At 35.8% G+C, this 20,543-nt stretch carries 19 protein-coding genes; 5 read left to right on the plus strand and 14 right to left on the minus strand.

Annotation, left to right across the window (positions count from 1 at the left end):
* The 8 genes from LV89_RS23185 to LV89_RS23220 form a co-directional block, all read right to left on the minus strand.
* The coding region (locus LV89_RS23185; RefSeq protein WP_146199248.1) for a helix-turn-helix domain-containing protein at positions 1–280 on the minus strand (280 nt) is incomplete at its 3' end.
* Positions 281–331: 51 nt separating this feature from the next.
* On the minus strand, positions 332–1,042 hold the full coding sequence (locus tag LV89_RS23190; RefSeq protein ID WP_109745315.1) for a hypothetical protein: 711 nt from the start codon (positions 1,040–1,042) through the stop codon (positions 332–334).
* Between the two features lie 234 nt (positions 1,043–1,276).
* Complete coding sequence (locus LV89_RS23200; RefSeq protein WP_211321262.1) at positions 1,277–1,885, minus strand: YigZ family protein; 609 nt, start codon at positions 1,883–1,885, stop codon at positions 1,277–1,279.
* A 263-nt stretch (positions 1,886–2,148) separates the two neighbouring features.
* Positions 2,149–3,486, minus strand: a complete 1,338-nt coding sequence (locus LV89_RS23205; RefSeq protein ID WP_109745317.1) for a Gfo/Idh/MocA family protein — start codon at positions 3,484–3,486, stop codon at positions 2,149–2,151.
* A gap of 69 nt (positions 3,487–3,555) precedes the next feature.
* Positions 3,556–3,942, minus strand: coding sequence for a hypothetical protein (locus LV89_RS23210; RefSeq protein ID WP_109745318.1), 387 nt, complete (start codon positions 3,940–3,942; stop codon positions 3,556–3,558).
* Positions 3,943–3,945: 3 nt separating this feature from the next.
* A complete protein-coding gene (locus LV89_RS25880; protein WP_262509882.1) occupies positions 3,946–4,077 on the minus strand; it encodes a hypothetical protein in 132 nt (43 codons plus the stop codon).
* Positions 4,078–4,355: 278 nt separating this feature from the next.
* Positions 4,356–6,374 (minus strand): glycoside hydrolase family 3 protein, encoded by a 2,019-nt coding sequence (locus LV89_RS23215; RefSeq protein ID WP_109745319.1) that lies wholly within the window; start codon positions 6,372–6,374, stop codon positions 4,356–4,358.
* Positions 6,375–6,416: 42 nt separating this feature from the next.
* Positions 6,417–7,814 (minus strand): 3-keto-disaccharide hydrolase, encoded by a 1,398-nt coding sequence (locus tag LV89_RS23220; RefSeq protein ID WP_109745320.1) that lies wholly within the window; start codon positions 7,812–7,814, stop codon positions 6,417–6,419.
* A 338-nt stretch (positions 7,815–8,152) separates the two neighbouring features.
* Here LV89_RS23220 and mgrA point away from each other — a divergent pair, with 338 nt between their 5' ends.
* The 5 genes from mgrA (at position 8,153) to LV89_RS23245 (ending at position 14,062) form a co-directional block, all read left to right on the plus strand.
* Positions 8,153–9,157, plus strand: a complete 1,005-nt coding sequence (gene mgrA / locus LV89_RS23225; protein ID WP_109745321.1) for an L-glyceraldehyde 3-phosphate reductase — start codon at positions 8,153–8,155, stop codon at positions 9,155–9,157.
* A 130-nt stretch (positions 9,158–9,287) separates the two neighbouring features.
* A complete protein-coding gene (locus LV89_RS23230; RefSeq protein WP_109745322.1) occupies positions 9,288–10,274 on the plus strand; it encodes an aldo/keto reductase in 987 nt (328 codons plus the stop codon).
* A 340-nt stretch (positions 10,275–10,614) separates the two neighbouring features.
* On the plus strand, positions 10,615–12,366 hold the full coding sequence (locus LV89_RS23235; protein ID WP_109745323.1) for a glycoside hydrolase family 9 protein: 1,752 nt from the start codon (positions 10,615–10,617) through the stop codon (positions 12,364–12,366).
* 29 nt (positions 12,367–12,395) lie between these two features.
* Positions 12,396–13,190, plus strand: coding sequence for a cupin domain-containing protein (locus LV89_RS23240; protein WP_229201586.1), 795 nt, complete (start codon positions 12,396–12,398; stop codon positions 13,188–13,190).
* Positions 13,191–13,204: 14 nt separating this feature from the next.
* Entirely contained in the window at positions 13,205–14,062 is an 858-nt protein-coding gene (locus LV89_RS23245) for a sugar phosphate isomerase/epimerase family protein (protein ID WP_109745324.1), read from the plus strand.
* Positions 14,063–14,438: 376 nt separating this feature from the next.
* On the opposite strand, the gene LV89_RS23250 is transcribed toward LV89_RS23245, so the two are convergent.
* From LV89_RS23250 to LV89_RS23275, 6 genes are all read right to left on the minus strand, one after another.
* Complete coding sequence (locus LV89_RS23250) at positions 14,439–15,278, minus strand: bifunctional helix-turn-helix domain-containing protein/methylated-DNA--[protein]-cysteine S-methyltransferase (RefSeq protein ID WP_109745325.1); 840 nt, start codon at positions 15,276–15,278, stop codon at positions 14,439–14,441.
* 6 nt (positions 15,279–15,284) lie between these two features.
* Positions 15,285–15,545: an Ada metal-binding domain-containing protein gene (locus LV89_RS23255; protein WP_109745326.1), complete on the minus strand. Its 261-nt coding sequence runs from the start codon at positions 15,543–15,545 to the stop codon at positions 15,285–15,287.
* Between the two features lie 7 nt (positions 15,546–15,552).
* Positions 15,553–16,242: a 2OG-Fe(II) oxygenase gene (locus LV89_RS23260; protein WP_109745327.1), complete on the minus strand. Its 690-nt coding sequence runs from the start codon at positions 16,240–16,242 to the stop codon at positions 15,553–15,555.
* 79 nt (positions 16,243–16,321) lie between these two features.
* On the minus strand, positions 16,322–17,251 hold the full coding sequence (locus LV89_RS23265) for a PorP/SprF family type IX secretion system membrane protein (protein WP_109745328.1): 930 nt from the start codon (positions 17,249–17,251) through the stop codon (positions 16,322–16,324).
* A 164-nt stretch (positions 17,252–17,415) separates the two neighbouring features.
* Positions 17,416–17,670 (minus strand): SWEET family sugar transporter, encoded by a 255-nt coding sequence (locus LV89_RS23270; RefSeq protein WP_109745329.1) that lies wholly within the window; start codon positions 17,668–17,670, stop codon positions 17,416–17,418.
* A gap of 546 nt (positions 17,671–18,216) precedes the next feature.
* Positions 18,217–20,022, minus strand: coding sequence for an ATP-binding protein (locus LV89_RS23275; protein ID WP_211321263.1), 1,806 nt, complete (start codon positions 20,020–20,022; stop codon positions 18,217–18,219).
* Between the last annotated feature and the right edge of the window lie 521 nt (positions 20,023–20,543).

The following is a 20,543-nucleotide window of genomic DNA, read 5'->3' on the forward strand; positions in this document are numbered from 1 at the left end:
ATACTTTTTTTTCCTTTGGAGTCAATATACTGGGGCGACCACTACGTGCTAAATCTTTGAGACCTCGGGATTTATTATCCTCCCAGCGTTTAAACCAAAAAGAAACTGTATCAGCTTTTACTTGATAAAGTTGGGCAATAGTTTGTCGGTCATAACCTTGATGACTCCAAAGTAGTGCCTGAATACGTTGACGTTCTCGATGATTATTAGTAGTCCGTAACAAATGAGTTAAGTCGGTGATTTCAGACTCACTTAAGTTAATGTATCGCTTGTTATTCATAGCTCTAAGATATAGAGAAATATTGTAAATCAAAAACACGACAACTTTTGCTCAATTACTTAATAAATATTCTTTGGTGTCATTGAAAATTTTTGTCCTTTTCGCTAATGCAGACTCCACTTCTTCAAATACGTTTTTCGCAATGAGACCTTCATACCATTTTACGAAATCATTATATTTGACATCATTACAATATTTCATAATGAACATACGTCTCTGTACACCTCTCAAATCTGTTCCAACGATTGGTACTTTATGATAATCGAATATTGTTCCGGTATATCCTACGCCTTGTTCATAAGGCATATCATTTGCCAAAATCTCTTGATTAATAGTTTGCAAATCACTATATTTTTCAAAGAAAGGAATCGCTGTTGTTTCCAAATATTCCTTTATAATTTCGGCTAATCTCTCTACATCATTAACAGAATCTATTTCAAAATTCATAGATTTTTCAATACGTTCTTTCAAAAAATCGCCCCTTACAGTACTACTATTTTTCAAGTAGTCTTTATAAACATTATCAGGTTTATCAAAACAAAAAATTTTATTTAATGGTGTTTCTATCAACTGATTTTGTATTTCAGGTATAAATGCTCTAATAACCAGTACATGATAAATATTTACATCCATCAAAACCCTAAATCTAAAATCTTTCGTTGTTTTAAATAAAAAGTTATTAGAATCAATTTTAAAACCTTTTTCAGCAAGATATTCGCCCATATTGGTCTGTAAGTATTGTCGTAATTCTTTTCTGTTCATCTTAAAATACAGGTTTTGTCGTTGTACTTATCTTAATTTTATCAAACTCATTATTTTCTAAGAGAGTTCTTATGGTAGTTCCGTCCAGAGAAGATTGTGTTTTAAATACATTTTCTTTTTTGATAATTAAATAATTATTCTGTGGTAAACCTGTTTTACCAATAGACCTAACTTGAAACCTCACTGGTTCAAGCGAGGACGCTTGAACCAGTGGAGATAGTGCGTTCGTCTCGCTCAAACCCTCCGCAAAAACTCCACCTCAATTTCTTCTATTTTGTCTAATTTACCCAAAACTTGCGGAGATAATGATGTTCTGAATTCAATCTCAATCACGCACTGATTATCAAATTTTTGATTGATAATTTTCAAGTCAAAATCTTTTACGACCTTCATAATATCATTCATTTGAACGTAGCCGTAAGTGATTTGATAAATTTCGTTAACCGTTTTTTCGATGATTTCGGCATTTTCCAAAGCCTCCTCCGTCGCTGATTTATAGGCGTTTATTAATCCCGGAACGCCCAAAAGTGTACCGCCCCAATATCGCACGACAACCACCAAGATATTGGTAATTTCTTTGGATAAAAGTACGTTCAAAATCGGGCGACCTGCTGACCCTGATGGCTCACCATCGTCATTGACTCTGAAATTGTTTTTATCCATTCCAATCCGATACGCATAACAAAAATGAACGGCTTTGAAATGTTCTTTTCTCAATGGCTCAATGATGACTTTTACCTGATTTTCATCGGTAAATGGATAGGCAAAAGCTAAGAACTTACTTCCTTTATCTTTGAAAATTCCTTCTGAATTCGATTTGATGGTTTTGTAAATATCGGTCATTAATGGTATTTGTATGTCTGAGAAAGGCAAATTTAAAGAATATTCTGACCTTTTTCTTTTATTTCATAACCCTTCTAAAACTAAAAATGCCTCAAATCTTTCGATAGAGGCATTTTCAAGTAGGGGTTGGAATTTAGCATTACCATAATCCTACTTATCAATGGCTTATGAAACTTCAAAATTAGGCTATGGTTGATTATCAAATAACAATGTGATTAACAACAATTTACAATACTAAATCCTAATCCCTACTTATGTATGAATTAATATTTAAACACTTTTCCGCCAGCCATAACTTCTTGTGTTTTCTCATCAAAAGTTACTCTTTGACCTGTACGGTATGCCGCATTTGCCATAATGGTAGCGATTGAGTGCTGATAACCTGCTTCAATTGGTGCATTTGGCGTTTTACGAGAACGAATACAATCCATCCAGTTTTTGATATGGGCAGTTGTCAATTGGTCATAACCTGTATTGGCGTTTGTTTCAATTTTTGTTACTTCGCTCAATTTAATTTTCTCCAAAAGGTTCGCTTTCAAGCCCATTGCTTTAGCTTCACGTTCACCTAAACCTCCCGTTGGAGAAATTTCGTTGGTATCTAAGTTAATCATACCACCATTTGAATAGTACAATTCTTTTGTTTCACCTGCACTGTTTGAGAAACGGCTTGTAAATTGTACTTGGAAGCCTTTTGTCATATCATCTAATGGGCCATAATCAAAAACTACGGTCATGGTATCTGCATTAGCACGACCATCTTGCCACTGATAAATACCACCATTGGCAACGGCACTACGTGGGTGAGGCAAACCTGAGAACCAGTGAACTGTATCAATTTGGTGAGACATCCATTGCCCCGGTATTCCAGAAGAATATGGCCAGAACAATCTGTACTCCAAATATTTACGAGGGTCAAAGGTATCATTCGGACGATTAACTAAGAAGCGTTTCCAGTCAATATCAGATTCTTTCAAGTCTTGCGTAAGAGCAGGTCTTCTCCAACGTCCTGGTTGATTTACGTTCCAAACTAATTCAACCATTACGATTGGTCCAAATTTACCTGATTTAATGAAGTTTTCAGCCGCAAAATAGTTTTCACCACTACGACGTTGAGAACCAATTTGTACAATTTTACCCGATTTCTTTACAGCTTTTAAAACTGCACGGTTATCGTCCATTGTTTCAGATAATGGCTTTTCAGTATAGCAATCACAACCTGCTTGAACTGCCTCAATGGTATGGATTGCGTGTTGAAAATCTGCCGTTGAAAGCATTACAGCATCTACCGATTTAGAAGCGTATAATTCATCATTATTACGGAATAATTTTACATCTGAACCTAATGCCTTGTCGATAAATGCTTTTCCTTCATCTCTACGACGATTCCAAATATCAGATAAACCTACCATTTCAAAATTCATTTCTTTCTGAAACTGCTTGAAAGGAGGAATATGCGAAGACTTGAATCGGTCAGAAAAACCTACGCAAGCAACACGTACACGGTCGTTTGAGCCAATAATTTTTCCGTATGATTTAGCAGAAAAACCCGTAGCCAGTCCTGCTAAAACCGTACTTTTTACAAAATCTCTTCTTGTTGTCATTTTTCTATTTTTTGCTGATTTTAATTTTCTGTTAATATATTTAATAAATGATATTCAGGTAAATAGTAATTATTGCCCTCTTTCACTAAGTAAATCATCAATAAATTTCTTGGGTTTTTCAAGAAATCTGTAACAGTTTGATATTTTTATAAACTCTCCTACTTCTTTGAGTTCAGGCTTAAAGACATTCCCTTTTATATCCATAAGCATCATTTCATTTTTGTTAGCTAACTCTAATATTCTGTTTAAAAAAACTAAATTGGGTTCTCTTAAATCTGCTCTAAAAGATAGCTCTGTTATTTCCTCTGTTATAAAGTTTATGCCCATCCAAGCATCGTTATCTAATTCCTCAGTATAGGTTTTCCAATTAAAACTATCATTGGCATTTCCCCAATTTGCTTTATCAACAATTCTATCAATTTCCAGTTTAATTTCAAGAAAATTGATTTTAGCCAATTACTAATACTTATCAGTATTTGCTTGAAAATATCCAGATTCAGTACCAATTGCTATCTTTTTAGGAATGTTATTAAGTTTTTTGAGTAAACCAACTTTAGGAACAAATGCCATGTAATATTGATAGACAGCCATTTGGTTGCATTATTTTATGATAAATTTCTGAAATTATCTACGTATTTAACAGAATTAACGTTGGGCTTCTCCGAAGCCTATAATTCGTGATTATTTTTATACTACAAAGGTTGAATTTCTCCGAAATTATGTCGAATTATACCTCGGAGAGGTTAAACCTTTGTAGAATATAGTGATTTCCGTCGTGTTCATTCGGAGAAGTGCAACCTTAAAAGAACCCACCATATAGTAGATAATTCCGTATATTTTAAAACTTTGTTCCTTTTGTATAAAGAAAATCAATACCCCAAACCATCTCCAGCTTTAAACAAAGCATAACCTTTTGGCTTCATAAAACCTGGTACGTCTGATTGATTTTCCATCACTACTTTTCTCGAAGTTGGTGTACTAAATGGCATTTTCCCTGTTGGATTGTATGCTCCACTAACCACATCTAAAATCGCATCGGTTGTTGTGCCAAAAGTTGCTAAAACCGTCTTTACATTTGGATTATCCACTTCATCAATCACCCAAGGACTTGTATAATTAATAATCATTACCGTTGGTTTGTGATAGGTTGTTTCGTTTACGTGAGCTACATCAATTTTGTTTTTTGATAATTGTAATTCAATCGGACTTCCATTTGAACTAAATAAACTGCCCCCGTTTGGAGTCAGCCAAAGAATTACTACATCGGCTTCTTCTTTGGTGGCTACAAACTCTAAATTCCATTTATTGACTTCTGGTTTAAAAGCTTTTACAGGTGTTTTTGTTCTGCCATCATCGAAATAAGTCTCAAAATACACTTTTGTCGGGCGGCGGTCCGCTTTTGGAGCAATCGGTAATAATTTTGCGTCATTTCTCAACAAAACAATTGATTTACGCATTGCCAAATCTCCTTTTGCTTGAAATTCTGCATTTCCTACTGTTTTTACGGCTGCATCAACGTCCACATAAGGGTTTTCAAATAAACCTAAATCAAATTTTTCTTTCAATAAACGAGCAATAGATTCATTAATTCGTGCTTCTGAAACTAAGCCTTTTTTAACGGTTTCAAGTAACATGGTTGGGTCGGCTCCGCCAGAAAAAATATCTACGCCTGCATCCAATGCTTTTTGATAACGTTGTAAAATTGTCAAGTTTTCAACGCCCCAAGGCATCATGTCGATTGGTCCTGTATCAGAATTTACAATTCCTTTAAAGCCCAATTGCTTTCTCAATAAATCTTGAATAATGGCTTTGTTGTATGAAAAACCAACTTCTTCCATGTTCTTATCTTTCGGAGCTGAATAATAAGGCATGATTGAGGACGTTCCTGCATTAATCGCCGCAATAAATGGTTTTACGTGATAATCAAACATTCCACCTGGGTAATGAGCATTTTTCCCCCAATCAAAGTGTGAATCTTGCCCGCCTACTTGTGGACCTCCACCTGGAAAATGTTTGGTAGTCATTGCCACCGAGTTTTTGCCTAATTTATCTCCTTGAAAACCCAATACAATTTCACGAATCATGTTGGATGTCCAATCAGCATCTTCGCCAAAAGTCCCTTCAATCCTTGCCCAACGTGGTTCTGTTGATAAATCAGCCATGTACATATAGCCTTTTCTTAATCCAACAGCAGACCATTCTTTGGCAGCAATTTCGGCAAATTCACGAGTGAGTTTCAAATCTCTCATGGCTGACAAACCTAATTCTCCTGGCCATTTTGAGAAAACTGTTGTACCTACACTCAAACCAATTGCTGCATCAGCCGTAATGTGATTTCGTGGATTTGAGGCAATAATTGCTGGAATTCCCAAACGAGAAGTTTCACATAAGGCTTGTAAATTATTCGACCATTCCGCCAAAATTTTAGCACTTGTATTGGCTCTCAAAATAAAATGGCGAAGATTATACGTCATAACCCCTTTGGTTGTTCCTGCGGCACCCATATTAGGCACAGGCAAGGGCTTACGGGTAAACATATTGATGGGTTGCATCAAATCTTCTTCATTAAATCCACTCGAAATTTCAGTTTTGGGAGCATTTTGTTGAAATGAAAAATCGCCCGCCAAACGGCTCGTACTGATAAGCATAAATCCAATTTTTTCCTCAATAGTCATCTGAGAAATCAAATCTTGGATTCTTACTTCTTGTGGTAAACGCCAATCTTCGTATTTATCAAGTTTACCGTTTTTATTTAAGTCTTTAAACTCTAATCCACTCTTTTTCAATATTTTAGCAGAACGAGAACCTAATTGGGGTTGTGTTACTTTCTGAGCATTCAATTCAAATGTCAGCAAGCTAATGAGCAATAATAGATTTTTTACTTTCATTTTGATAATGGTTTCAAGTGTAAATACAGGTTAAAACCTGTGTTACTTCAACTCTCTGATTTTCAAATTCTTGAAAGAAACATTATTACCGTGGTCTTGCAAAAGGATATTTCCTTTATCGCCAGCCCCAAAACCTTGATATTTTTCGTATTTTGAACGTGCCACTAAAGCGTTGAAAATGTTACTTTTACGCTCATACTCAATTACTTTGAAACCATTTAACCAATGCTGAACGGTATTATTTGGTAACACCACGATACGTCCTTGATTCCAGTCGCCAATTTTTCTAACAAAACGTCTGTCCATTTTCAAATCTTTGTCGATTTTATAAGAAGGAATCAAATCGTATAAACTTGCTAAAGTACGGTTTCCAACTGCTCCCATTTTAGCATCTGGATGTTTTTCATCGTCTAAAACTTGGTATTCTAAACCAATTCCTGATTTACCATTTGAATCAAACGCTTCGTTTACAAAATATTTTACGCCTGAATTTGCTCCGTCTGTTAATTTAAAATCAAATGTCATTTCAAATGCTCCGTATTGTTGGTCTGTCACAATGTCGTTACCCGTTTCAGAACCATCTGATGGACTTACGTTAATCATTCCATCTACAACTGACCAATGTTGTTTTGGCATTTCAGTACCATGAACGGCACGCCAGCCTGTGAAATCTTTGCCATTGAAAAGCATTTTGAAACCTTGTGCTTTTTCTTGTTCTGAAAGATTATTCAATACTAAATTTACCACAGGGCAATTATCAAGCGGACTTGGCTTCAAGTTTTCAGTTTGGATTTTAATATTTTTCCAACGGATTTTCATGCCTTCTTTCATAGGTCCATAAATAGAATGAACTTGCAAAGCAATGAAACCTTTAGCTGTCATATCGTCAATTAAATGAGCCGTTGGTACGCCGTTTATCCATGTACGAATAGTGCTTCCGATGGCTTCAATACGATATTTATTCCACTGACCTACGGGTTTAAAAGCCTTTTTCCCTTCTGGATTAATGTTTGGAATATATAACCAATCACGGCGACCTTCGTCATAAATTGCTCCTGACCATGCTCTATCAGATGGGTCAACTTCCATTTGATAGCCATGTACTCGTCCGTTCTGATAATCTGGTTTTGATAAACTACGAAACTGAACACCCCCGTTCATGGTATCGTCAAGTTTCAAATCCAATTCAAGGATAAAATCGCCGTATTCTTTTTCTGTTGTTAAGAATGAATTGGGCGTTTCTTTTACAGTAGTACCCACAATTTCTCCATTTTGGACTTCATATAAAGCTTTTCCACCTAATTGTTTCCAGCCATTGAGTGTCTTTCCGTCAAAAAGATTTGTCCACTGAGCGTCAGTATTCCCTTTTTCCTTTTGTGCAAAGGTTGGAGCAGCCAAAACACAGGCTAATAAAAGCGTTTTAAAAAAGTATTGTTTCATATTTAAACTATAGTTTTTGATTTATAAAGAAAAAGTCAAAAACTACTTTTTTATACTTTGAAAATATTAAATATTAATTTTATAAGTCAAATTTTTATAGAATTCAAGATAATATAGTACCGTACTGTATGCTTTATGGATGAATTAATAGATAAAAATCCCATAATAAACTCAGTAATAACCCCTAAAATTATCCTTCTTATTTACAGGACAGAGTTTAATCTTCTTTTACGTAATTTTAAAATGTTTTATTTCATTTCTAATTTTGACCTAAAAGAGACCCCTGATGTAAGCGGGATAAAAACTCTTATCAATATTTAAAGAACCAAACAAAAACAATGACTTATTTAGCAAATTCTGCTCGTTATGACTCTATGGAGTATCGCCGTTGTGGCAATAGTGGCTTAAAACTTCCTGCCATTTCTTTAGGACTTTGGCATAACTTCGGTGGTGTTGATGTATTTGAAAACTACCGAGATATTCTTCGCACTGCTTTCGATAAAGGAATTACCCATTTTGATTTAGCCAATAATTATGGACCTCCTGCGGGTTCGGCTGAGGAAAACTTTGGGGTTATTTTCAAAAAAGATTTTACTCAATATCGTGATGAATTGATTATTTCTTCAAAAGCAGGTTACTTAATGTGGCCAGGTCCTTATGGAGAATGGGGTTCAAGAAAATACTTAATTTCAAGCTGTGACCAAAGTCTAAAACGCATGGGCTTGGATTATGTGGATATTTTCTATTCACACCGCCCAGACCCGAACACGCCTTTAGAAGAAACGATGGGTGCTTTAGATAGCATCGTGCGTCAAGGAAAAGCACTTTATGTTGGGGTTTCTAATTATTCTGCGGAAGATACCGTAAAAGCTATCGAAATTTTAAAAGGCTTAGGCACGCCATGCCTGATTCACCAACCAAAATATTCAATGTTGGAACGTTGGGTGGAAGGTTCAACGCCAGTGGGAAGTTTGATGGATGTTTTAGGTGACAAAGGTGTTGGTTGTATTCCATTCTCGCCTTTGGCTCAAGGACTTTTGACGAATAAATATTTAAAAGGAATTCCAGAAGGTTCAAGAGCAGCTCTTGCTCACGGTTTTTTACAGGAAGGACAAATTACGCCAGAGGTTATTGCTAAAATTCAAAGTTTAAATGACCTTGCTGTTGAGCGTGGACAAACTTTGGCTCAAATGGCTTTAGCTTGGTTATTGAAAGACCAACGTGTTACGTCTGTGTTGATTGGAGCAAGCCGTACTGCACAACTTTTAGACTCTTTGGAATGCTTAAACAACAAAGATTTCTCGCAGGAGGAATTGGTGAAAATTGAGGGGATATTGAAATAAAGGGTTAGGTTTTAGGATTTAGGTATTAGTTAAAAGAAATTCCATCCCTGCTAAGGGTTTTTAATCCTTAGCAGGGATATTTAAGCGAAAAATGCCTACTGCCTAAAGCATATAGCTTAAAGCAAAAATTATGAAATACAGAAAATTAGGAAAAACAGGCTTTGATATATCCGAAATCAGTCTTGGCACTTGGCAAGTTGGCGGTAAATGGGGCGACGATTTTAATCATCAAACTGCTGAAGCTATCTTAAATTCAGCCATTGATTCGGGAATTAATTTTATTGATACTGCCGATGTTTATGGAGACGGAGAAAGCGAAAAAGCCGTTGGAAAATTTGTAAAGAGTCGTTCAGAAAGAATTTTTGTAGCTACCAAATGCGGTCGTCAACTCAATCCGCACGTAAACGAAGCATATCAACCTGCCGTTTTGAGAAAATTCGTGGAAAACAGTCTCAAAAATATGGGACTCGAAACGCTTGATTTGATTCAATTACACTGCCCTCCTACCGAAGTTTACTATCGCCCCGAAATCTTTGAATTATTCGATAGATTAAAAGAAGAAGGCAAGATTTTGAATTTAGGAATCAGCGTTGAAAAAGTGGAAGAGGCTTTGAAAGGCATTGAATATGACAATGTTACGTCGGTTCAAATTATTTTCAACGTCTTCCGTCAGCGTCCAGCAGAGTTATTTTTCGAGCAAGCCAAAAAGAAAAACGTTGGCATTATTGTACGTGTGCCTTTGGCGAGCGGTTTATTGACAGGGAAATTCTCAAAACAATCAACTTTCACGGCAGGCGACCACCGTAATTTTAACCGTAATGGTGAAATGTTCGACAAAGGCGAAACCTTTTCGGGTATTGATTATGAAACTGGTTTGAACGCCGTAGAAGAATTAAAAGCATTGTTCCCAAATCAAGAAAACTTAGCTCCTGTGGCTTTGCAGTGGATTTTACAACACGAAGCAGTAAGTACAATTATCCCGGGAGCATCTCGTCCAGAACAAGTTTCTGCGAATTTAGACGCTTTAAATTTCCCTGCATTGACACAACAACAAACCGCAGATATTAATGCAGTTTACGAAAAGTACATTAAAAAATCGGTGCATCAGTTGTGGTAATAATTCTACGTTGTCACTCTTTAAAAAGCCGTAGGCTTGACCTATCTTGTAGCCCCGAAATTTATTTCGGGGTTGAAAATGACAAAATAAACGGTTGAGTTCCGTAGGAACGGTTTATATAAATTTCCCCGAAATAAATTTCGGGGCTACAAAATTTTCCGAGCCTACGGCTCTTTTTAACACAGTTCATTCCGTTTTTAAAAAGTGACAAAGTAGAAATTAAAAGCATAAAAATATCAATTGTGATAAACAAACCATAATGCCTGTCAGCGTTGAAACAATGCTTTGTACCTTAGCGTCTTCGTGGCAAACTTTCCTCCTTCAACCAAACTAATCACTAATGAAAATATTTACCGCTCCTATCCTTTTAATACTCTTTTTTACAACGTTTGTGCATTTGACATTTGCTCAAAATACTAACATTCGGCTCAATCAAGTAGGTTTTTATCCGAACGCTCAAAAAATTGCCGTTTGGGTAGGCGATAAACAAGAATCATTTTTTATTATTTCTGAAACCACAAAGGATACTGTTTTCAAAGGCACACTTTCAGCTCAAAGAATCAACGCCATTTCTCAGAAAACAACGCAAATTGCCGATTTTTCAGTTTTTCAGAAAGTTGGGAAATACGTAGTTTCTATTCCGAATATTGGCAATTCTTACGCTTTTCAAATCAAACCAAATGTACACCGTGAAGCCGCCATTGCTTCATTAAAAGGCTTTTATTATCAAAGAGCATCAATGGCTTTGTCAGAAAAATATGCGGGTAAATGGCACAGAGAAGCAGGACATCCCGATGATAAAATATTGATTCATCCATCGGCTGCAACGACTCAACGTCCAGCAGGAACGGTGATTTCTTCGCCAAGAGGTTGGTACGATGCAGGCGACTACAACAAGTATATCGTAAACTCAGGCATTACGATGGGAACGTTGCTTTCTTTGTACGAAGACCATGCTGATTTTTTCAAAAACTTTGAAGCGAATATTCCAGAAAGTGGCAATAAAATCCCTGATTTATTGGACGAAACTCTTTGGAATTTACGTTGGATGCTAACCATGCAAGACCCAAATGATGGTGGCGTTTATCACAAATTAACAAATCCTGCTTTTGATAAAATGGTCATGCCCGATAAGGCAAACAATCCACGATATGTTATTCAGAAAAATGTCATTGCGAGTTTAGATTTTGCGGCGGTAATGGCTCAGGCAAGTAGAATTTTGAGAAAGTATGAAAAAGGATTACCCAAATTGGCAGATTCATGCTTGAGTGCTTCGGTAAAAGCATGGAATTGGGCAAAACAAAATCCAACTATTGTGTATCGGCAAAACGAAATGAACAAAATTTTTGACCCCGATATTACCACAGGTGGCTACGAAGACCGTAGTGATGCCGATGAATGGATTTGGGCTTCAGCGGAACTTTATATTACCACAAAAGACGATTCTTATTACAAAGCGGTTAATCTTTATCCCGAAACGACTTTACAATTACCAACTTGGAACCAAGTGCGAATGTTGGCGTATTATTCACTCATTAGACATGAAAAAGCGTTGACCGCTTTAGGGAAAAATGATTTATCAAATCTTAAAAACACAATTCTTAGCTTCGCAGACAACCTTTTATTAAATACTGAAAATCAAGCATTTAATACCGTAATGGGGAAATCTGCTAAAGATTTCATGTGGGGAAGTAGCTCGCACGCAGCCAATCAGGGAATTGCTTTGTTGCAAGCATTTCAAATTAGTAAAGACAAAAAATATCTGGTTGGAGCGTTGGGAAATTTAGATTATTTATTGGGCAGAAATGCCACAGGATATTCATTTTTAACGGGTTTTGGTAGCAAACAAGTGATGTTTCCGCACCACCGACCGTCGGAAGCAGATGGTATTATTGAGCCAATTCCGGGTTTATTATCAGGAGGGACAAACCCTGGACAACAGGATAAATGTGAAGGCTATACAACCAAAATTGCAGACGAATCATTTTTAGATGTCACCTGCTCATACTCAACCAACGAAATTGCTATTAATTGGAATGCTCCAATGGTTTATTTAGCGGCAGTATTGGAAGCTTTGCAAAGAAATTTTTAAGGAATAATCTCACATAAATCTGATTTAAAATGAAAAAGCAACTGTCAATTTTCACCTTCCTTTTCTTGCTTAAAATGAGTCTTTTCGCTCAAAATCAACCGCTTGAATCGAAGGTTTATGTTTGGAATGATTTACCTGTAAAACAGAATCCGAAGGCAGAACAAAGACAGATTTTTTCGGGAACAACGCCTTCTTTTAAATCTTTCAAAATGCACGCCACCACTTTGCACCCACACAGTTCGCTCAAGCCAATTCATAAGCAAGACAATGAAGAAATGGTGATTATTAAAGAAGGTGAGTTGACCGTTACGATTGAAGGACAAACTAAAAAAATAAAAGCAGGTGGCGTAATTTTAATGCTCCCGAATGAAGACAGAGGCTTTGAAAACACAAGCGATGCCAACGTAACTTATTACGTTTTGCAATACGAAGCCAATGAACCTGCGGATATTGAAAGAGGTAAAAAATCGGGTGGTTCGTTGATGATAAATTGGGACGAAATTCCGTTTAAAGCCCACGAAAAAGGTGGAAGAAAAGATTTTTTCAATCGCCCAACGGCAATGACAAAACGCTTTGAAATGCACACAACAACCTTAAAAGAAGGTTTAATAAGTCATCCTCCGCATACGCACAAAGCCGCTGAAATCATCTTTTTGATAAATAGTCAGGACGGGGAAGCTAATAGCCAAGCCCAAGAAAGTATCAATGGCAATGAGTACGATGCCAAAGTTGGCGATATTATTTTCTTACAGTCCAATGATTTACACGGCATCAAAAACACAGGTAAGGGAACTTGCACGTATTTCGCTTTTCAAATTGAATAAATAAACTAAATACCATGAAAAAAAACCTAATTACATTAAGCATTTTCTTGTTATGCGTATCAACATTTCAAGAGATAATTGCTCAAAAAAGCAAAAAACTATTCAACTATCCATTTGGTGTTCAAGCATATACATTTCGCAAGCACTTTCCGAATAGTGTAGAAGGCACGCTTGATAAAATCCAAAAAATGGGCATTACCGAAATTGAAACCAGCGGAGCAAAAGGCATCAGTGATGAAGATTATAAAAAACTTTGTACTGCTCGTGGAATTTCAGTTCCATCTATCGGAGCGGGTTATGACCAATTGGAACAAACTTCTCAAGACATTGTAACGAAGGCAAAAATCTTTGGAGCAAAATACGTGATGTGTGCTTGGGTACCTCATAAAGGCGATGAATTTACGCTTGAAGATGCAAAAAAAGCGGTTGAAGTTTTTAACAAAGCGGGTAAATTTTTGAAAGAAAATGGCTTGACATTTTGCTATCACCCACACGGTTATGAATTCCGTCCTTACGAAGATGGAACACTTTTAGACTATATTTTCAAAAATACCAATCCAGAATATGTGTCTTTTGAAATGGACGTTTTATGGGTGCTTCATGGTGGTGGAAGTCCTGTAAAATTGCTCGAAAAATATGGTAATCGTTGGAAATTAATGCACGTTAAAGATTTGAAGAAAGGCGTTGTAGGAGATTTTTCTGGACATACGCCTGCTGAAAATGACGTAGTTTTAGGAACTGGTCAGGCTGACTGGAAAAACATTTTCAAGCTCTCAAAAAAATTAGGCATTAAGCATTATTTCATCGAAGACGAAAGCGAACACGAAATGGAAAATGTGCCTTTGAGCATTGATTATTTGAAGAAATTGTAGCGTTTGGGGAGGAGTGAGAAGTATTTGAGGATATGAGTAGGTGAGTAGGTGAATTTATGAGTTTGTGAGTGTTTGAGTATGTGAGTGTTTGAGTATGTGAGTATATGATTGTTTGAGTATGTGAGTTTGAGGATTCATGTCTTGTTCAACTCATATATTTTTGAGAGTTTTCACTGAACTGTGTCAAGTATTTTAAAATAAACCCTAAACTCATCTACTCATAACTCACATACTCATAACTCGCATACTCAAACACTCACATACTCATCTACTCACATACTCACATACTCAATATACTCAAATACTCACATCTTCACATACTCATAACTCAAATACTCACATACTCATAAACTCATCGACTCATAACCTCATATACTCATAAACCCCTCGCTCCTTCCCAACCCAAAATCGCCTTTTTGCGGTACTGCCCCCAACGATAATTACCTGTTGTTCCCACTTTTTGAATCACTCTGTGACAAGGAATTAGATAAGCAATATGATTTGACCCAATTGCTGTTCCTACTGCTCTTTGTGCTGTTGGTTTGTCAATTAACTGAGCAATGTCTTCGTAACAAGCCAAATTTCCAGAAGGAATTTTGAGTAATGCTTCCCATACTTTTATCTGAAAATTTGTACCTCTCAATAGCAAATTGATTGATTTAGAATCTGATTTTTCTACAAAAATTTGATTCACATATTCTGCTGTTTCTTCCTGATTTTCAACAAATTTCGCTTTAGGAAATTCATTTTTCAAACGGATGAATTCCTCTATTGGTTCTGTGCCAGATAAAAAAGTCAATTCTAAAACTCCACGACTTGTTATAGCAATAAATGCCCAACCAAACGGTGTTTCGTGCGTGCCATAGATGATGCTTAGACCTTCGCCTTTTCGTTTGTATTCGGCGGGAGTCATGGCTTCGTAAGTAACAAAAAGGTCGTGTAAACGAGATGAACTCGACAAACCCATCATCACGGTAGTATCCAATAAATCTTTGGTTTCTGTTAACACTTCTTTGGCGTATTCTTTTGTGAGAAAACGCATAAAACGTTGAGGCGAAGTACCCGCCCATTTGGTAAACATTCTATCAAAATGATATTCCGAAAGATTAACATTTTCAGCAATTTCTTTTAAGGAAGGTTGGCGTTGAAAGTTCTGTCCAATAAATTGAATTGCTTGTTCAATTCTCTGATAATCAATATTTTGTTGCGTATTCATTTCTGTTTAGTTTAAAGATTTCCAGAGGAGATATTTATCTCGCATACAATGCCCACAAGGGCGAAAACCTGCTAAGATTGCTTCTGTTTCATTTTTAAAAAATACTCTATTTTCAATATTCATGCGTTTACCTGATGAACATTTTAATGTACCGTAAATTTTGAGTTTAGCGTTCCCGCCAATTGAAATTTCATCGAAATTTATCAACATTTTTAATGCTTTTGAACGACCAAATTTTGTATTGGACAAGGTCAAGTGTTTAATCATCGTTTAACTATTTGGCATCATGGAAGATAATTCCTAAAGTGTGTCTAATTCCTGAGTGAACTTTTGAAACACCGTGTCGCATATTGGTTCGATAATAACCTTTTGTCCCTTTTACGGGTCGAAAATTAGTCGTAAAAATTAGAATATCTCCTTGATTTGGTGTTAAAACGATTGGAACAGACTGCATTCTCGGGCGTTGTTCTACCAAAACAAACTCCCCTCCTGTATAATCTTTTTGGGTTTGATTCAAGAAAATTACCATTTGAAATGGAAACCAAATATCGCCGTATAAATCTTGATGCAATGTATTATAGCCCCCTTCTGTGTATTTTAGGATTAAAGGGGTTGGTCTATTTTGTTCATTTTGATGACAAATTGCTAATAATTCATCATGATTTTCGGGAAATATAGTATTGATATTCAGCACATTCGACCAAATATTTGCCACTTTTGCTAAATGTGGATAGACATCATTTCGGAGTTTTTGAATGAGATTCGGAAGAGGATAATTAAAATATTTGTATTCACCCAAACCAAACTGATAACGAGCCATATTAATGGTAGAACGATAAATGGGCTTATCGTATAGTGTAATCAGTTCTTCACATTGAGCTTGACTAAGCACGGATTTTAAGGTAACAAAACCTTTATCGGATAATTCTGTGGAAGTATTTTTCCAATTGATATTTTCGAGCATCTTGAGCTAAATTTTATACAACAAAGGTATATTTAAGCTCAAGATGTTCTATTCTGAATTTTGCGGAATATTAAATCCTTTAGAAATATCTAAATACTCCTGATTTCCCATTTCCTGAGTCCATTTCATAACGAACCATGATTTGGTGAAAACCTTCATTCCCAACTAATGCAGTGCTATTTGATTTTGCAAAATCATAAGCATAACCGATTTGAAACTTTTTGAGTTGTACTTGAAATGACGCTAAAAAAGCATTGTTTGAAAGTTCTGAACCTGTATTTTGATACCAAACACCTATGCCAAATTTGTCATTTATCCAACCCGTAGCGTTTAGGTCAATACTGGTTTTTCCACCAATATTACTTGATTGTTTTCTAACTAAAGCACCTGTTTTTATCTTAAAATCATCATCAATGGTAAAAACATAACCCGCCGTTACAAAAAGTGGACGATTATAACTATCTGTTGCATTGAAGTTTAGCATAGAAACACCCAAGTAGGCGTCGTCATTGTTATAATAAATTCCGCCACCAAGACTTGAGTTAAAATTGGTACTTCCCACTCCTCCGCCAGAGGTACTGATAAAAGCAGGAACTTGGGTTACACCTGCTTGGACACCTATGGCAAGTTTTCCGTCATTTGGAAGCGTAAAACGATAAGCAAAATCTCCGTAAAGTCCTAAATTCCCTAAAACGCCACCTGTTGTTCCATTGCCCAATGCTTGTTCTGCATTATATGCTTGAAAACCAATCGCCATTTTGTCCTTCGCAATAGGCATATCAAAATTGAAATATTGTTGGGTAGTTGTAGCAACACCTAAAGCTCCAAACAATGGTCGCTTACGGTAAATTCCTGCAATACTTATTACTTCTCGACTACCCGCATAAGCAGGATTTACATTCAGAGGCATAAACGGATAAGTGATATATAATTGGTCTTGTTGAGCCATAGAACTCAATGCTTGCCCTAAAAAAATAATTATAAAAAGGTATTTGAGAGACTGTTTCATATTTGTATTTTCTTTGAACGCACAATTTACAAAAAAGCCTTGTCCTGATAAAACAGAACAAGGCTTTTAATTTAGAAGCTGTTTAAACTTTCGCAGGAAGTCTAATAAACAAATTTTCAAAAGATACCGAAAGTTTAAACAGCTTCTTGATATAATATCTGATTTTATACTGTTTTTCTATACTTAAATTTGAAGAACAAAATCACTAAAGATAGTAATAATGTGATGGCATTTGCCGCAATTACAGGAAAAGCATTTGACTTAATTCCGTAAACTAACCACATCACAACGCCTGCTGTGAAGAGTAAAAACATTGCCAAAGAAACGTCTTTCGCTGATTTGGTTTTATAGATTTGAATGACTTGGGGTACAAACGCTATCGTTGTTAAAATTCCCGCAACGTATCCTAAAGTTTCCATAATTTGATTGTGTTTGTGAGCTTTCCGCTTTGTAGCTCGTGATTATTTATATTCTTTTATCTGACGTAAAAATAACGGAAAAGTTATATAAAACATTCACTATACACGAAAATTCTTTAAATAATACAAAAAGTCATTTGTAAAATAAAAGGTTTGACGGTGAAATCGTCAAACCTTTTAGAAAAAGTAAAAATATGAGTACAAAATCATCCATTTGCTAACGTTAATTTATAATATGATGATGCGTTTGGCAGGTACACTTACACTTATAGATGACATCTTGTTACGTTTTTTACAAACTCCATTCTTTCTTATATTTACTTTTAATATCGTTATTTCCTATTTCAAATCGAACATTGGCTAACCCTAATTTGCAATTAGGGTTGATATGGTCATGCGTCTGTGACGCAACTGCAAATGGTGAAAATCTGCGACTTGTACCTTTTGCTATCTCAGTTTAATGACGCTTCGCTTAACATTTGCATCGGTGGGGGCATGATTACGCACGAAGTCTGGTGGGGACACCAGCCACGGACACAGGGGAACTTACCTTATTTGTCTTGGTCTAAATTCAATTTGCAGCCTTTCTTTTAGAAAGTCTTTCAGAACATAGACAATAATTCTTCTTTCATCTCTTGGATCATCAAGGAAGTATCTTGTATGGTCAGATGGTGAATTAGGATTTACTATTCTTAAAACTCTTTTTTTCCCTTGTATATCAGTAATTTCATCTCCATCTAAAATTTTCGTATCCCAACATACTATGCTGTGCAAGTATTCAAAAGAATGATTAAAATACTTATCAAGAAAATTTTTTAATTCGATATAATAAATTCTTGATTGATCAATGGTTAAATTATTTTTTTCTTTCACAAGAATGTCAATGCCCGTATTTGTATTATAGTCTATCATTTCGAAAGGAAATAACTCAGGTTCCAAGATAGAAAGTTGCATTAAAAGAGCGTGAACACCTGATTCGAGCTGAGGTTCATATAACTTAATTCCTTTAAATTCAGCTATTTTTTGCTTTAGTGCATACTTTTTTCTTCTGTCATATTCTCGTTTTTCTTTTTCCACAGTATCATATCCTTTGGCTTCTCCTTGCAACCAATCTAATATTGCATACTCTTCACTATTTAAAATTGATTCGTAAATATCTCTTACTTTCTTTTCAATATCCTGTAAAATTTCAGGTGTGGTAGCTTCTACGGATCCTCTATTTGCAGTCAACTTAAAATTCTGGCAATTAAAAAAAGCATGGAATTTTGTATATTCACTACCTTTTGATACTATCCATTCATTTTTTCTTTGAATTGGTATATAATCTTTTGTCAACCACAACCCATATCTATCTTGAATAGTATAGGATCCATCTGGTGCTTTATATCCCTGTCTTCTTAACATTGGATTGTAACCATACTTGATATATTTCCCTTCTACATAGAATACTGATTGGTATTTAATATGGGGGAAATTTGGAAGTGTTCCCGTTTCAATCCACTTTTTGCAAAAAAAATCAGGTGCATCATTATTATGAGTATCAAATAACTTATTAGCACTTTCACTTTCTTGGGGGAAAATATGCCCAAATACAATTACTTCTGGTACATCAACATCTAAACCTTTCAAGATGATTTTATAGTCGTCGAAAGTTTTCAAATCAAATATTTGGTCAATTGCACCAAATTTTGTTTTCCAGAGTATATAGTCTTTAAGTATTGCGTGTTTAAACACACTAAATTTATTTAGATTATATCCTATAATTTCAACTTTTGTACCTATTTTATCGCTTTCTGACTCTGTTATTGTGTATTCATAGGAAGGAATGATATTTTGATTTAGACTCTTATAAATATCGTTCATTGTTGCCTTTATACATTTATCATCTTTGTAAGTTATCAAATTTACCTGTCTACTATGAAAATACACTTTTGTACCATGTCCCTTTTCACCAATCGCATCACTATTTCCAATTTTAGTTGAATTACCTAAATCAAAAAAACTTTCTAACTCTGCTTCGTTCATACCTTTTCCATTATCCTCAATTACTACTCGAAAAAGATCTTCTCCATAATGATCAATAATATCAAAATATAAACGAATATTGTCTGCACGAGCATCAATACTATTACTTATTGCTTCTCTAACTATCTCAAGTGGATTAGCAAAATTATTAGCAATCTCTTTGAACTCGTTTACTTGATTTACTTTTGGTGTCTTTTTAATACTCATTTTCATAGCTTTTATGTTATTTCTAATGTTGTGACTAACTCTCAATCCATCAAAAGAGCTACTCACTCTTGGTGTTATTTTATGTTTTTTAAAACTATACATTCTATTTGCAATTTCCAAATATTATCACCGTTGTTGGTGGTGGAAAACACCAACAACGGCGGAAATTATCTCCATGAAATCACCGCAAAAAAGGGTAAAAAGAAGGTTTATCGCCCCTTTTGCCTTGTCCGAACAGGAATGTTCGGGTTACATCAATCGCTCGCATCTTGCGAGTGATAAGTATTCACAGGCTTCCAGCCTACCAATAGTCCAGAGGACTGAAAATAGTCGTTACTCCAACATCCGTTGTGGTCTCACTGGTTCAAGCGTCCTCGCTTGAACTGTTATTTTACCAATACCAATGCTTACGCACGAGTGGATTCAAGCGAGGACGCTTGAACCAGTGGGGTGGACAACACCAACAACGGCGGAAATTATCTCCACGAAATCAATGCAAAAAAGGGCAAAAAGAAGGCTTATAGCCCGTTTTTGCCCTCTCACTGGTTCAAGCGTCCTCGCTTGAACTGTTATTTTACCAATTTCAATGCTTACGCACGAGTGGATTCAAGCGAGGACGCTTGAACCAGTGGATAGTCCAG

Origin of the sequence: Arcicella aurantiaca (genome assembly GCF_003148625.1) — a bacterium.
Taxonomy (GTDB): domain Bacteria; phylum Bacteroidota; class Bacteroidia; order Cytophagales; family Spirosomataceae; genus Arcicella; species Arcicella aurantiaca.

Coding starts and splice junctions, on each gene's coding strand:
- LV89_RS23190 (WP_109745315.1), bottom strand. CDS start 1,042: ATGAACAGAAAAGAATTACGACAATACTTACAGACCAATATGGGCGAA.
- LV89_RS23200 (WP_211321262.1), bottom strand. CDS start 1,885: ATGACCGATATTTACAAAACCATCAAATCGAATTCAGAAGGAATTTTC.
- LV89_RS23205 (WP_109745317.1), bottom strand. CDS start 3,486: ATGACAACAAGAAGAGATTTTGTAAAAAGTACGGTTTTAGCAGGACTG.
- LV89_RS25880 (WP_262509882.1), bottom strand. CDS start 4,077: ATGGCTGTCTATCAATATTACATGGCATTTGTTCCTAAAGTTGGTTTA.
- LV89_RS23215 (WP_109745319.1), bottom strand. CDS start 6,374: ATGAAAGTAAAAAATCTATTATTGCTCATTAGCTTGCTGACATTTGAA.
- LV89_RS23220 (WP_109745320.1), bottom strand. CDS start 7,814: ATGAAACAATACTTTTTTAAAACGCTTTTATTAGCCTGTGTTTTGGCT.
- mgrA (WP_109745321.1), top strand. CDS start 8,153: ATGACTTATTTAGCAAATTCTGCTCGTTATGACTCTATGGAGTATCGC.
- LV89_RS23230 (WP_109745322.1), top strand. CDS start 9,288: ATGAAATACAGAAAATTAGGAAAAACAGGCTTTGATATATCCGAAATC.
- LV89_RS23235 (WP_109745323.1), top strand. CDS start 10,615: ATGAAAATATTTACCGCTCCTATCCTTTTAATACTCTTTTTTACAACG.
- LV89_RS23240 (WP_229201586.1), top strand. CDS start 12,396: ATGAAAAAGCAACTGTCAATTTTCACCTTCCTTTTCTTGCTTAAAATG.
- LV89_RS23245 (WP_109745324.1), top strand. CDS start 13,205: ATGAAAAAAAACCTAATTACATTAAGCATTTTCTTGTTATGCGTATCA.
- LV89_RS23250 (WP_109745325.1), bottom strand. CDS start 15,278: ATGAATACGCAACAAAATATTGATTATCAGAGAATTGAACAAGCAATT.
- LV89_RS23255 (WP_109745326.1), bottom strand. CDS start 15,545: ATGATTAAACACTTGACCTTGTCCAATACAAAATTTGGTCGTTCAAAA.
- LV89_RS23260 (WP_109745327.1), bottom strand. CDS start 16,242: ATGCTCGAAAATATCAATTGGAAAAATACTTCCACAGAATTATCCGAT.
- LV89_RS23265 (WP_109745328.1), bottom strand. CDS start 17,251: ATGAAACAGTCTCTCAAATACCTTTTTATAATTATTTTTTTAGGGCAA.
- LV89_RS23270 (WP_109745329.1), bottom strand. CDS start 17,670: ATGGAAACTTTAGGATACGTTGCGGGAATTTTAACAACGATAGCGTTT.